At 62.1% G+C, this 13,736-nt stretch carries 12 protein-coding genes; all 12 read left to right on the top strand.

Annotated features, from left to right (window positions below):
• The first annotated feature begins 5 nt into the window (after positions 1-5).
• The 12 genes from NL154_RS16400 to nuoG all read left to right on the top strand — a co-directional run bounded on the left by NL154_RS16400 (position 6) and on the right by nuoG (position 13,580).
• Positions 6-1,469 (top strand): monovalent cation/H+ antiporter subunit D family protein, encoded by a 1,464-nt coding sequence (locus NL154_RS16400; protein ID WP_434732981.1) that lies wholly within the window; start codon positions 6-8, stop codon positions 1,467-1,469.
• A complete protein-coding gene (locus NL154_RS16405) occupies positions 1,466-1,720 on the top strand; it encodes a hypothetical protein (protein ID WP_434732982.1) in 255 nt (84 codons plus the stop codon). Before NL154_RS16400 ends, NL154_RS16405 begins: the two co-directional genes overlap by 4 nt.
• The gene (locus tag NL154_RS16410; protein WP_434732983.1) at positions 1,713-3,488 is read left to right on the top strand and encodes a Na(+)/H(+) antiporter subunit D; all 1,776 of its coding nucleotides are present in this window, start codon (positions 1,713-1,715) and stop codon (positions 3,486-3,488) included. The genes NL154_RS16405 and NL154_RS16410 overlap by 8 nt, the downstream gene beginning before the upstream one ends.
• A gap of 8 nt (positions 3,489-3,496) precedes the next feature.
• Complete coding sequence (locus NL154_RS16415) at positions 3,497-4,972, top strand: NADH-quinone oxidoreductase subunit M (RefSeq protein ID WP_434732984.1); 1,476 nt, start codon at positions 3,497-3,499, stop codon at positions 4,970-4,972.
• Positions 4,969-6,408 carry an NADH-quinone oxidoreductase subunit N gene (locus NL154_RS16420; protein WP_221144566.1) on the top strand — a complete coding sequence of 480 codons (1,440 nt, stop codon included), beginning with the start codon at positions 4,969-4,971 and terminating at the stop codon, positions 6,406-6,408. Before NL154_RS16415 ends, NL154_RS16420 begins: the two co-directional genes overlap by 4 nt.
• Positions 6,409-6,537: 129 nt before the next feature.
• Complete coding sequence (locus tag NL154_RS16425; RefSeq protein WP_210629997.1) at positions 6,538-6,903, top strand: NADH-quinone oxidoreductase subunit A; 366 nt, start codon at positions 6,538-6,540, stop codon at positions 6,901-6,903.
• Positions 6,891-7,394 (top strand): NuoB/complex I 20 kDa subunit family protein, encoded by a 504-nt coding sequence (locus NL154_RS16430; protein ID WP_003582024.1) that lies wholly within the window; start codon positions 6,891-6,893, stop codon positions 7,392-7,394. Before NL154_RS16425 ends, NL154_RS16430 begins: the two co-directional genes overlap by 13 nt.
• On the top strand, positions 7,391-7,927 hold the full coding sequence (locus NL154_RS16435; RefSeq protein WP_210629996.1) for an NADH-quinone oxidoreductase subunit C: 537 nt from the start codon (positions 7,391-7,393) through the stop codon (positions 7,925-7,927). The genes NL154_RS16430 and NL154_RS16435 overlap by 4 nt, the downstream gene beginning before the upstream one ends.
• Before the next feature lie 29 nt (positions 7,928-7,956).
• On the top strand, positions 7,957-9,171 hold the full coding sequence (gene nuoD, locus NL154_RS16440; RefSeq protein ID WP_221144564.1) for an NADH dehydrogenase (quinone) subunit D: 1,215 nt from the start codon (positions 7,957-7,959) through the stop codon (positions 9,169-9,171).
• 16 nt (positions 9,172-9,187) lie between these two features.
• Complete coding sequence (gene nuoE, locus NL154_RS16445) at positions 9,188-9,697, top strand: NADH-quinone oxidoreductase subunit NuoE (protein WP_221144562.1); 510 nt, start codon at positions 9,188-9,190, stop codon at positions 9,695-9,697.
• Between the two features lie 4 nt (positions 9,698-9,701).
• Positions 9,702-10,967 (top strand): NADH-quinone oxidoreductase subunit NuoF, encoded by a 1,266-nt coding sequence (gene nuoF, locus NL154_RS16450; protein ID WP_210629993.1) that lies wholly within the window; start codon positions 9,702-9,704, stop codon positions 10,965-10,967.
• 33 nt (positions 10,968-11,000) lie between these two features.
• Positions 11,001-13,580 (top strand): NADH-quinone oxidoreductase subunit NuoG, encoded by a 2,580-nt coding sequence (gene nuoG / locus NL154_RS16455; protein ID WP_434732985.1) that lies wholly within the window; start codon positions 11,001-11,003, stop codon positions 13,578-13,580.
• Positions 13,581-13,736 lie beyond the last annotated feature (156 nt).

A 13,736-nucleotide genomic window follows, 5' to 3' on the forward strand; every position in this document is an offset into this window, starting at 1 on the left:
CGGCTTTGGACCCGGTTGTATCGATCCGGCCGTTGCTTGCCATCGCCGTCGCCGGTCTGGCCGCCCTTGCAGTTCTCCTTTTGAATAACCGCGAGAGACTTCGCAATCTGGTCTCGCCATTGGCCGCGATCGCCATGTTCGCGATTGTCTTGTCGATGGCGCCCACGGTGCTGGCGGGCGGGACGGTCGAATTGCGCCTGTTCGAGATTCTGCCGGGGATCGACTTTGCTTTCCGGGTCGATGCGCTCGGAATGGTGTTTGCCACCGTCTCGTCGCTGCTATGGATCGTGGCGGCGATCTATTCCGTCGGCTACATGCGGCATTTGAACGAGCATGCGCAGACCCGGTTCTTCGCCTGCTTCGCCAGCAGTCTTGCGGCCGCCGCCGGGGGCGCCTTCGCCGCCAATCTGTTTACGCTGGTGATCTTCTACGAGGTGCTCAGCCTCGTCACCTATCCGCTCGTCTACCACCACGAGGACGAGGAGGGATGGAGGGGCGGCCGCAAGTACCTCGTTTATCTGATGGGCGCCTCGAAAAGCGCGCTGCTCGCCGCACTGGCGCTGACTTACCATATTGCGGGGTCGCTCGACTTTGTCGCGGGGGGACTGCTGGCGGGGAGCGATGCCTCGGCGGCGCTGCTGACGGTCGTCTATTTCTGCTATCTTTTCGGCTTCGCCAAGGCCGCCGTGATGCCGATGCACGCCTGGCTGCCCGCCGCGATGGTCGCGCCGACACCGGTCAGCGCGCTTTTGCATGCAGTGGCAGTGGTCAAGATGGGCGTGTTCTGCGTTCTGCGGGTGGTGTTCCATGTCTTCGGCACCGGACTAGTGGGTGGGCTGGGTCTCGGCATCGCCACGGCCTATCTGGCTTCGTTCACGATCCTGATGGCGTCGGTTTACGCCCTGACGCGGGACGACCTGAAGGCCAGGCTCGCCTATTCGACGGTCAGCCAGCTCTCCTACATCGTCCTGGGCGCGGTTCTGTTGTCGCCGGTCGCGATGGTCGGCGGGATCATCCACATCGCGGCGCACGCATTCTCCAAGATCACGCTCTTTTTCTGCGCCGGGTCGATCTATTGCGCGTCGGGCAAGCGCAACATCAGCGACATGGCCGGTATCGGCCGCAGGCTGCCCTGGACGATGGGGGCATTTTTCGTCGCCTCGCTCAGCATGATCGGGATACCGCCGACCGCGGGCTTCGTCAGCAAGTGGTATCTGGCGAAGGGGGCCGTGGCGGCGGGAGAGACCGCGTTCCTGGTCGTGCTCCTGGTGAGCTCAATCCTGAACGCCGCCTATTTCCTGCCGGTCAGCTATGCCGCCTTCTTCCAGGCGGAGAAGCAGGAGAGCCGGGTGACGATCCGTGAAATTCCGCTGGTGACGATTCCGCTGGTCGCGACGGCGATCCTGTCGGTGCTGATGGGCATTTTCCCGGGCTATTTTCTCACCCTGGCAGATGGAGTGATCCGATGATCAAGCGTGTCGTCGACTTCTTTGGTGCCGAGCAATATGCGAGACCGCGCCGCCGACTGTTCTACCTCGTGCTCGTCCTGATCGTCGTCGCCGACTTTCTGGTCTTCCGCGAACACGCCGGATATCTGTGGGACAGCCTGCCGGGCTGGTCCGCCGTCTACGGTTTCGTCTCCTGCGTCCTGCTTATCTTCGTTTCCAAGTTTCTCGGCCATCGGGTCGGGCTGATGCGGCGCGAGGACTATTATGACTGACTTCATCCATCCAGCTCTGCTCTTTATTCTTGGCGCCCTGCCGATCCCGTTCCTCAGTGGGTCGGTCCGCAAGGCCTATCTGCTTCTGATCCCTGCGCTGGCGATCCTTGCCGTCCTTGCGATGGAGCCGGGCAGCTATGGCGAAACGCGGTTCATCGGGCAGGAGATCCTGATGGCGAAGGTGGACAAGCTCAGCATCGTCTTTGCCACCGTTTTCACCATCATGGCGTTGATCGGCATGGTCTACGCGCTGCATCTGACGGATGCCGGCCAGCACGTGGCGGCATTCGTTTATGTCGGCAGCGCACTTGGCGTGGTGTTTGCCGGTGACTACCTGACCCTCTACCTGTTCTGGGAGGGCATGGCATTCGCCTCCGCCTATCTGGTCTTCGCGCAGCGTGGTGGGCCGGCGATCCGGGCCGGGTTCCGTTACCTCATGGTCCATATCACCGGCGGCGTCGTCCTGCTCGGCGGCATCATTTCCCACGGGCTCGCCACCGGTTCACTGCTTTTCGGCCCGATAGCGGGGGCCCTCACCAACGGAGGAATGGGGGTCGGCGACTACCTGATCCTCGCCGGCTTCATCCTCAACGCGGCCGTGCCGCCGCTCAATGCCTGGCTGACCGATGCCTATCCGGAGGCGACCGTCACCGGGGCGGTGTTCATGAGCGCGTTTACCACCAAGACCGCCGTCTATGTGCTGGCGCGGGCGTTTCCGGGGACCGAGCTTCTTGTCTGGCTCGGCACCATCATGGCGCTCTACGGCGTCATCTACGCCGTGCTGGAGAACGATTGCCGGCGGCTTCTCGCCTATCACATCGTCAGCCAGGTGGGCTATATGATCGCGGGTATCGGCATCGGGACCGAGATGGCGGTGAACGGAGCCACCAGCCACGCCTTCGCGCATATCCTCTACAAGGCGCTGCTGTTCATGGGTGCCGGTGCCGTCATCTACGTTACCGGCCGACGCAAGCTCACCGAGCTTGGCGGGCTTTACAAAACCATGCCGCTGACCGTGGCGCTTTACATGGTCGGCGCCTTCGCGATCTCGGCCTTCCCGTTCTTCTCGGGGTTCGTCACCAAATCGATGGTGATAGCGGCTGCAGGAGCGGATCACCGCGCACTGGTGGTGCTGTCGCTGACCATGGCATCGTCCGGGACGTTCCTGCACACTGGCCTCAAGCTTCCCTATTACATGTTCTTCGGGACGGACCGGAAACTGGAGGCGCGGGAGCCGCCGCGCAACATGCTGATTGCCATGGGCATGGCGGCGGTGCTCTGCATTGCGATCGGCGTGTTCCCCCAGCCGCTTTATGCGCTTCTGCCCTATCCGGTTGATTTCGAACCCTATACGGGTTCGCATGTGATGGAGAGCCTCGGGCTGCTGATGTTCACCGCCCTGGGGTTCGTGCTGTTCCTCTGGGCGCTCGATCCCGAGAACACGATCAGCCTCGACACTGACTGGTTTTACCGCAAGGGTGCGCGGGCCTTCATGTGGCTCGCCGAAAGGCCGCTGGCGCGCTATGAGCAGGCGGTGAGCAATGTCTCCGAGACCGCGGCGCTGCCCTTGCTGCGCCGCGCGGCACGGGCAGGACTCCGGCTCGATCTTGCCGGCGTGGATGCCGTCGTGAATGGCATTGCGCATTCGATCCTGAACGGCGGCGGGCGGCTCAGGCGGCTCCAGACGGGTGTCGTGACCCATTACGTGCTAGCGATGATCGTCGGTCTTATCGCAGCCACCGCCGTCTTCGTCGTGGCGTGGCGATAGGGGGTGCCATGGGCTTCCCGCTGCTCAGCCTCATCATATTCACACCCGTTGTCGGGGCCGCGATTCTGATGTTCCTGCGCGCTACCGATGCGGTGCGGTGGACTGCGCTCTCTTTCACCGTCCTCGACCTTGCGCTCTGCATCGCCATGCTGGTCAGCTTCGACACCACGACCCATGCCATGCAGTTCACCGAGACGCACCCGTGGGTACCCGTGCTCGGGATCAATTATGCCCTTGGCATCGACGGAATCAGCGCGCTCTTCGTGTTCCTGACCGCACTGTTGGGGTCGACCTGCGTGCTCGCCTCCTGGGTCGCGATCGACAGCAAGGTGAAGGAATTCATGATCTGCCTGCTCTTCATGCAAGCGCTGATGCTCGGCGTCTTCTGTGCGCTCGATCTGTTCCTTTTCTACGTCTTTTGGGAGGCGATGCTGATCCCGATGTACCTCATCATCGGCGTGTGGGGCGGCGAGGGTCGGGTCTATGCGGCGATCAAGTTTTTCCTCTACACGCTGGCGGGCAGCCTCCTGTTCCTGATCGGTGTCATCGTGCTCTATTTCTACGGTGGCAGGACCTTCGATATCCTCGCCTTGACAGAGCAGGACTTGCCGTTCCGGATCCAGTCCTGGCTGTTCTTCGCCTTCCTGATCGCTTTTGCGGTCAAGGTGCCGATGGTGCCGCTCCATACCTGGCTGCCGGACGCCCATGTGCAGGCGCCGACGGCGGGCAGCATTATCCTCGCCGGCGTGCTCCTGAAGATGGGCGCCTACGGATTCCTGCGGTTCTCGCTGCCGATGCTGCCGGAGGCATCGATGTATTATTCGACGCTGATGCTCGCGCTTTCGGTGCTTGCGATCGTCTATGGCGGGTTGCTCGCGCTGGCGCAGGACGATCTGAAGAAGCTGGTGGCCTATTCCAGCATCAGCCACATGGGCTTCGTAACACTGGGGATTTTTGCGCTGAACCTCCGCGGGCTCGAGGGCGGCATCCTGCAGATGTTCAATCATGGCGTGACGACAGGCGCCCTCTTCCTGTTCGTCGGGCTGATTTACGAGCGGACCCATACCCGCAGCATCGCCGACTATGGCGGGTTGATGAAGGTGGCGCCGGTCTACACCACGTTTCTGGCACTGTTTACCCTGTCGTCGATGGCGTTGCCGGGAACGAATTCGTTCGTGGGCGAATTGCTGGTGCTGTCAGGGGGATTTGCGGCCAACCTGGTCTTTGGCTCGGCCGCCGTTCTGGGCGCATTGCTGGGGGCTGCCTATCTGCTCGGCATGTATGGGAAGGTCGCGCTGGGCCCGGCCAGCGCAAGCGCCCGGTTAACGATACGCGACGTGAACGCCCGTGAGATGGCTGCGATCCTGCCGCTGGCCGTCTTCGTGCTCTGGGTCGGGCTCTATCCGAAACCCTTTCTCAACGTCATCGATGCCTCGGTTAAGCATCTGGTGACACATGTGCACAGTAGGGGGAGCGGCCAATGACCGCCGCCGCGCTTTTCCAGTCGGCCCTAGCGAGCCTGCCCGAGATCGTGGTGATCACCGGCGCCTGCATCCTGCTGATCCTGGGACAGTTTGTGCGAAGGGGACAGGAAGATTTCCTTGTCTGGGCGTCGGTCGCGATCATATTGATTGCCGCCTTGGCGACGCTCATGCTGGCGAGCGAGGTACGGCCGGCCTACACGGGCATGTTCGTCGCCGACCGCTTCGCGGTCTTCTTCAAGTTCGTTTTCTACCTAGCCACCGTTCTGACATTCCTCCTTTCGCGAAGATATGCCGATATCGAAGGGATCGGGAGCAGCGAATACTATGTCCTGCTGCTCTTTGCGCTTTCGGGCATGATGATCATGGCCTCGGCGACCGATCTCCTGTCGATCTATGCAGGCCTCGAACTGATGGTGATTTGCACCTATGTGCTGACCGGCTTCCTGCGGCGTGAGCGGCGGTCGAACGAAGCAGCGCTGAAATATGTCATCCTCGGCGCGGTCTCGACCGGGATTTTCCTTTACGGCGTTTCGCTGGTCTACGGGCTCACCGGCACAACGCAACTGGACGGGATGGCTGCAGCCGTGACTGGCGATCCGCTCGATCCAGGATTGTTGCTGGCGGTGGTCTTCATCGTCGCCGGGCTGGTCTTCAAGGTCGGCGCGGTTCCCTTCCACATGTGGCTGCCGGACGTCTATGAAGGCGCGCCGACAACGATCACCGCCTTCATGTCGGTAGGCCCCAAGGCGGCGGGGTTCGCGGTGATTCTGCGGGTGTTCCTCAACCCTCTGGTCGCAGCCTCGGACGTCTGGATCATCGTTGCCGTCATCGCGGTGGTGACGATGGCGCTTGGCAGCTTCGTGGCGCTGGTGCAGGATAATTTCAAGCGTCTCCTGGCCTATTCCAGTATCGCCCATGCCGGCTTCGCCATTTTCGGCGTAGCCGCTGGCGGCGCCGATGGGATCGCCAGCGTGATGCTCTATCTGCTGATCTACGCCTTCATGAATCTCGGCATTTTCGGCGCCGTCATCATGATGCGGAACGGCGATTTCTCGGGCGAGGTCATCGAAGACTATGCGGGTTTCGCCAAGTCACATCCGGGGCTGGCGCTTCTGATGCTGCTCTATCTCTTCTCATTGGCCGGCATTCCGCCGACCGCCGGGTTCTTCGCCAAGTTTTACGTGCTGGTCGCCCTCGTCGAGCATGGTTTCGTCATGCTGGCGGTCATCGCAGTGCTGTTCAGCGCGGTCGCCGCCTATTTCTACATCCGCATCGTCATGGTGATCTATATGCACGAGCCGAAGAGGGCGTTCGCCCCGGCGCTGACGCCTCTGGTGGGCGCGACACTCGCCGTCACCGCTGCCGGCACCATCGGCATCGGCCTATTTCCGTCGTGGTTTCTGAAGCTTGCCCAAGACTCGGTCTTTGGCGGGTGAGCGATTGGATTTGCAATGATCACACCGACGGAATAGACTTGAAAGAGAAGGAAGGATTGCCCAAGTCGCTCCGCGGCGTGACCTATTTACCCCGTCGGGATGAGGTCGGTGGGCAACCGGTGCAGTGATATGACTGCAATGGAATTCTTGCCGGTTCTTTTCATGATCGCCGGAGTCGTTCTGGTGGCGGGGGTGACGTTGTTGGTTTCCTCGCTGCTGCGCCCATCCAATCCCTATCCCGCCAAGAACATGCCTTATGAATGCGGCATGGACGCAGCGGGCGAGGCGGCGGCGGGCCGCTTCAGGGTGCCGTTCTTTATCCTCGCGATCCTGCTGGTCGTTTTCGATGTCGAAGCGATGTTCCTCTTTCCCTGGGCCGTCGTCCTGAAAGAGATCGGGCTGGTCGGCTATATCGAGATGATCGTCTTCATATTGCTGCTTCTCGTGGGCTTCGCCTACGCCTGGCTGAAAGGAGCGCTGGAATGGGAGGCGTAAACAACGCGATCCGCGACAGCGTGCTGTTCACCACGGCCGACAGCATCATCAGTTGGAGCCGGAGATCGGCGCTGTGGCCGGAGACCTTCGGCATTGCCTGCTGCGCCATCGAGATGATCTCGGCCGGTTGTGCCCGCTACGATCTCGACCGGTTCGGCGTGGTGTTCCGCCCTTCGCCGAGACAATCCGACGTCATGATCATCGCCGGCACCGTGACCCGGAAATTCGCGCCCGTCGTGCGGCGACTCTATGACCAGATGCCGGAACCGCGCTGGGTGATCGCCATGGGCACCTGCGCTATTTCGGGCGGGGTCTACAACACCTATGCCGTGGTGCAGGGATCGGAAACCTTCGTGCCCGTCGATGTGCATGTGCCTGGCTGTCCGCCCCGGCCCGAGGCGCTGATGCACGGCTTCCTTCTGCTTCAAGAAAAGATCAAGAGGTCCCGGGCGCTCGCCGGCACACCTCTGGATCGGGTTATAGCGTCATGAATGCGGAGCCGTCCCTCAATCGCGCTCCGATCCTGGAGCGCTTCGGAGAAACAATCGAGGACCTCGGCACTGCGCACGGTATCGAAGCCTTTGCCGTTGCGCCCGAGAGGATCGTTGAGTTCTGCCGGCTCCTGAAAGAGCATCCGGCGCTGCAGTTCAATTTCCTCTCGGACATTTGCGGCGTCGATCATTATCCCGAAATGCCGCGGTTCGAGGCGGTCTACCATCTTTACTCGCTGCCCAACAGGTGGCGGGTCCGCATCAAGTGCCGACTTGGCGATCCTCCTGAAGTGCCTTCGGTCACGGGAGTCTGGCGTACCGCCAACTGGCATGAGCGTGAGGCCTGGGACATGTATGGTATCCGGTTCGAGGGACATCCCGATCTGCGCCGGATCTACATGTGGGAAGGCTTCGAGGGCTTTCCGCAACGCAAGGATTTCCCCCTCAGGGGCTATAAGGACAAGTTGAACCCCTTCGGTGCCGAGGGTCCGCCGCCAACACAGCCCGACCTTGCCACCAGGGACATTCCGTAAGGGAGGCCGTTCTACGCCGGAACGTTGAGATGACTGAAGTCACCGAGCTCAGCAGGCCTGAGGGTGAAGCGCTCAATACCAGAGAAGTGCTTCTCAACCTCGGTCCGCAGCACCCCAGCACCCATGGGGTTCTTCGGCTCGTCCTCGAACTGGACGGCGAGTTCGTCGAGCGCGTCGATCCGCATATCGGCTATCTCCATCGTGGCACTGAAAAACTGGCGGAGAGCTTCACCTATACCCAGATTTTCCCGCTGACGGATCGGCTCGACTATCTCTGTCCGCCCTCGAACAACCTCGCCTTCGCGCTGGCGGTCGAGAAACTCCTCGGCATAGAAGCCCCAATCCGAGCGCAATATATCCGCGTGATGATGGCCGAGCTGGCACGGATCTCCGGTCACCTCCTGATCACCGGCGCGCTGCCGATGGATCTCGGCGCCATGACCGCGCTGCTTTACGTCATGCGCGAGCGTGAAATGATCATGGACCTCCTGGAAATGATCACCGGTGCGCGCATGCACACGTCCTTCTGCCGGGTTGGCGGGGTGCGCGAGGATCTGCCTGATGGGTTCTTCCCCAGGATCCGGGAGTTTTGCGACATCTTTCCGAACCGTATCCGCGACTATGAGCGACTGCTCGAAGATAACCGGGTGTTTCTCAATCGCACGAAGGGGATCGGCGTGATCTCCGCAGAGGATGCTGTCGATCTCGGCCTCAGCGGCCCGAACCTGCGAGCTTCCGGTGTCGACTGGGACATCCGGCGCGACGAGCCCTACGAGATCTACCACCGGCTCGATTTCAACGTCATCACCCGTGACGAGGGCGATTGCTATGCACGCTGGCGATGCCGCGTCGATGAGATGCGCGAGAGCATAGGGATCATCGAACAATGCATCAACCAGATGCCTGAGGGGCCTTTCCAGATCGACATGCCGACAATCGCCTTCCCGCTGGACAAGGATCGGGTGCACTGCTCGATGGAGGCGCTGATCCAGCATTTCGACCTGTCGGCTTACGGCTTCAAGGTGCCGAGGGGCGAGGTCTATTCGGCAATCGAGGCGCCAAAGGGCGAGCTTGGCTTCTACATCATCAGCGACGGGTCTCCAAAACCGTTCCGCATGAAGGTGCGGGCCCCCTCGTTCGTCAATCTTCAGGCCCTCTTCGGGGTCGCGAACGCCCGCTATCTGGCGGACATGATCGCCGTGCTCGGCAGCCTCGATCCCGTGATGGCGGAGGTGGACAAGTAGCAAGGATTTGAATGCGATGACCATGCGCGAAAAGATCGAAGAGGCGGCGGCGCGGTATCCCGACCAGCGCTCTGCGATCATGCCCGCGCTCCTGATCGCGCAGGAAGTACATGGCCATCTGCCTGGGCCAGTGTTGGAAGAGGTCGCCGACATTCTCGGAGTCGAGCGGATCTGGGTCTACGAGTTGGCGACCTTCTACACCCTCTTCCATACCGAACCGGTGGGGATGTTCCACCTGCAGCTCTGTAACAATGTTTCCTGCATGCTGTGCGGATCGCAGGACCTGCTAGACCATCTGGAAACAGTGCTGGGGATCAGGAAAGGCGGCACCACCCCGGACGGGCTGTTCACGCTCTCGACTGTCGAATGCCTCGGCGCCTGCGAGATGGCTCCGGTGATGCAAGTCGGCGACGATTACCACGCCCACCTTGATGTGATGCGGATAAACGCACTGCTGGACAACCTGCGGGCGATAGCGGGAGCCGCGAGCGTCGAGCACGCCTCTGCGCGGCTGCCGGGAGAGTAGCGCCATGTTCGAGCCGGTTCTTCTCAAAAATGTCGATGTGGCGGATGGTCATTTGGTGTCGACCTACGAGGCTGGAGGCGGCTATCAGGCGCTGGCGAAGGCGCTGCGCGAGTACACGCCTGACGAGATTATCGACCTTGTCAAACGGTCCAACCTGCGCGGTCGCGGCGGTGCCGGATTCCCGACGGGCATGAAATGGGGTTTCGTGCCGAAGCGCGCCGGCAAGCCGACATATCTGTGCTGCAACGCCGATGAAGGCGAACCGGGCACGTTCAAGGACCGGATCATCATGGAGCGTGACCCACATCAACTGATTGAGGGGCTGGCGGTAAGTGCCTACGCGATTGGGGCTGAAACCGCCTATGTCTACATTCGCGGAGAATATGTGACGGCGATCCGTCGTCTGGAGCAGGCGATCGCCGAGGCCCACGCAAGGGGCTATCTCGGAAAGCGCATTCTGGGCTCGGATTTCAATTTCGCCGTCCACATCCACTGCGGCGCCGGCGCCTATATCTGCGGCGAGGAGACTGCGATGCTCGAGTCGCTTGAGGGCAAGCGGGCGCAGCCGCGATTGAAGCCGCCGTTTCCGGCCGTGGCTGGGCTCTACGCCAGCCCGACTGTAATCAACAATGTCGAGACGCTGGCCTGCGTGCCGCATATCGTGATGCGGGGCGCGGACTGGTTCCGCGGCATCGGCCCGGACAAGAGCCCCGGCCCGAAGCTCTACTGCCTCAGTGGGCAGGTGCGCAAACCCGGCCTCTACGAGTTGCCGATGGGCATACCGCTGCGCGAGCTGGTCGAGGAACATGCCGGCGGGGCCTTGCCGGGACGCAAGATCAAGGCAGTGATCCCGGGCGGGGTCTCCGCGCCGGTCATCCCTGAGCACGGGCTGGAGGTGAGAATGGATTTTGACTCGCTGGCTGCCGCCGGCTCGATGCTCGGTTCGGCTGGCGTTATCGTGATCGACGATAGCACCTGCATGGTCAAGGTCGCCACCAGGATCGTCGAGTTCTTCCACCATGAGTCCTGCGGCAAGTGCACGCCCTGTCGGGAAGGATTGAACTGGGTTGTGAAGGTCCTGCGCCGGGTTGAAGGCGGGGATGGAGCGCCCGGCGATCTGGAGCAGCTGGAGATGCTCTGCAAGGGCATTTTCGGCAATACGTTTTGTGCCTTGGGTGACGGTGCAGCGATGGGATTGCGGGCAGCACTCGCGCATTTCCGAGATGAATTCGTCGCCCATGTCGAGGAGCGGAGGTGCCCGTTTCACTGAAGGAGTGTGCTGAATAAGGGTTGTGAGGAAACCATGCTTAAAGTCACGATCGATGGACAAACGCTGGAGGTTGAGGCTGGCTCGACAGTGTTGCAGGCCGCCCGGCGTTTGGGCATCGATATCCCGACCTTTTGCTATCTGAAGCGTCTGCCGCCGCTGGCCTCTTGCCGCATGTGTCTGGTGGAGATCGAGGGCCTGCGGCGGCTGCAGCCGTCCTGCGCTACTGCGGTCACCGATGGCATGGTCGTGCGGACGAATACGCCTCTGATCGAGGAAACGCGCTCTTCCATGCTCGACATGCTGCTCGCCAACCACCCCCTCGACTGCCCCATCTGCGACAAGGGCGGAGAATGCGAGCTTCAGAACATGGTAATGGCCTATGGGCCCCGCGAAAGCCAGTTCCGCGATGACAAACGTGTGTTCCACTCCGAGGACATTCGCCTGAGCCCGGTTATCATCATGAATGTCAACCGCTGCATCCAGTGCCAGCGCTGCGTCCGGATGTGCGAGGAGGTCGTCGGCGCGGTGGCGCTGGGCACCGTCGAGAAAGGCATGGATACCGCCGTCACCGGCTTCGAGGGCAGTCTGGCGAGTTGCGACCAGTGCGGCAATTGCGTCGAGGTCTGCCCGGTCGGCGCGCTGATGAGCTTCCCCTACCGCTATAAGGCGCGCCCCTGGGATCTCGTAGAGACCGACACGATCTGCCCGCATTGTGGCACCGGTTGCCAGCTGACAGTGGGCACGCGCAAGGGCGAGTTCATGCGGGTGCGCTCGAAGTGGGACGAAGGTGTGAACCACGAAACTCTCTGCGTGCGAGGACGCTTCGGCCTCGATTTCGTTGCAAGCCGGGACCGGATCAAGCAGCCAATGATCCGTCAGGATGGCGCCCTGGTTCCGGTTTCCTGGGACGAAGCGGGGGACTATCTGCGCCGGCGACTGTTGGCTGTCGAAGCCAAGAATGCCGGCGGGCTGGCCTCGCCTCGCCTGCCCAACGAGGTGCTTTATCAGTTCCAGAAGCTGATGCGAACAGTATTCCGGACCAACAACATTGATTGTTCGTCACGCTGGGCCGCGCCCTTCGATACGCTCGGCCCGCTATTGGGGACTTTCTACAGCCGCGCACCGCTGGACGACGTAATCGGCAACGACTGCGTGCTCGTCGTCGGCGGCAACGTGACCGAGGAGAATCCCGTCACCGAATACCTGCTGCGAGACGCCGTGCGGCGACGGCAGGCCGGATTGCTGATGCTTTCGGCGCGGCCCTCGCGTCTGGACGCCGATGCCAGGGTGGTGGTTCGCGTGCCGCCGGGCGGAGAAGAGGCAAGCCTTGCGGCGGTGGTAACCGCGCTCATGGCGGCGGCCGGTCAGACCTTGCCGGGCGACTCAATTGCGGACATCGGTGCGACGATCGGCTGGCCGGCAGCGGGCACCGGCGGCGACCGGCCGGATCGTCTCGCCGCCGCGCTCAAGGAAGCCCGTAGCGTCACCGTGCTTGTCAGCGTCGACCTCCTGAGATCACCCGAAGCGCGCGCGACGCTGCTGCAGCTCAACAACCTCCTGCAGGGCCTGCGCCTGCTAGGCAAGGGCCCGGCAATGCAGTTTCTCTTCGACCGTGCCAACCAGATGGGTGCCTGGGACATGGGGGTCCTGCCGGCGGCTCTGCCGGGGCTGCGGGCGGTCGCCGATGACGCGGCGCGCGCAGATCTTGCCCGAAACTGGGACGCCCAAATCCCGTCTGGACCCGGCGCGAGTCTCGACGCCATGCTGGAGCTCTGCGTCGGTGGCCGGATGGGCGCGCTCTACATCGTCGGAACCGACCCCCTGGTCGCCTATCCCGACCGGGATTTTGTGACGCGGGCGCTTGGCGCGGCTGATCTCCTGATCGTGCAGGACGCGTTCCTCACGGATACGGCGGGCATGGCCGAGGTCGTCTTGCCCGCGGCGGGCTATGGCGAGGAATCTGGAACGTTCACCAACAACGAAGGCCGGATCCAGAATGTTCGCAAATTCCGTGAGCCCGTTTTCGAGGCGCGAGGCAATCTGGCGATTATCGACTTCGTCGCCGCGCTACGCAACCAGGCGCTGCGGCCATCGACGCGAGGCGAAATTTTCGACGAGATTGCCCGGCTGGTCCCGGCCTATCAGGGGTTGACGCAGGACGGACTTGGCGCCGACGGCGCATTCACCAGGGCGGTGCCGACATTATCGGCTGGCGTGTTCCTTGCGCCGCCGTCCGTTCCAACAGCAGCCGACCGGCTCATGCTGATCACCGGCGACTGCCTGTTCCACAACGGATATCTTTCCGAACGGTCGGACACGCTGAACACGGTCGCCAACGATCCCTATGTCGCGATGAGCGCGCAGGATACTGCGGAGCTTGGCCTTTCGGATGGCGATCAGGTAATCGTGCGTTCCGGCCAAGGCGAACTGTCGGCGCAGCTCAAGGTCGACAGGCGGTTTCCCAAGGGCCTCGTCTTCGTTCCGGAAAACTATGGAGCCTTGCGTCTCAACAGCCTGCTGCGGCGGGGCGAATATCCATGCGCGGTGGAAGTCCAGAAGGCGCATCCCACTCCTGACGTCGACCGCCCAGGCCGGAGCTGGCGTGGGGTTTGAAGATCTCGAGCGGTTCAGGTTTTCACGGAAGCGCTGAACCGCTCTAACTTTTTGTTTTTACGCAATTCCGGACGGAAAACCACTTCGCACTTTTCCTGGAATTGCTCTAGGATCGGGGCACCGCAAGGCTCCGCGGCAAGCTGCCCGCCCCAGCGT

The sequence above is a fragment of the Rhizobium sp. YTUHZ044 genome, from assembly GCF_051123975.1.
Lineage (GTDB): Bacteria > Pseudomonadota > Alphaproteobacteria > Rhizobiales > Rhizobiaceae > Rhizobium.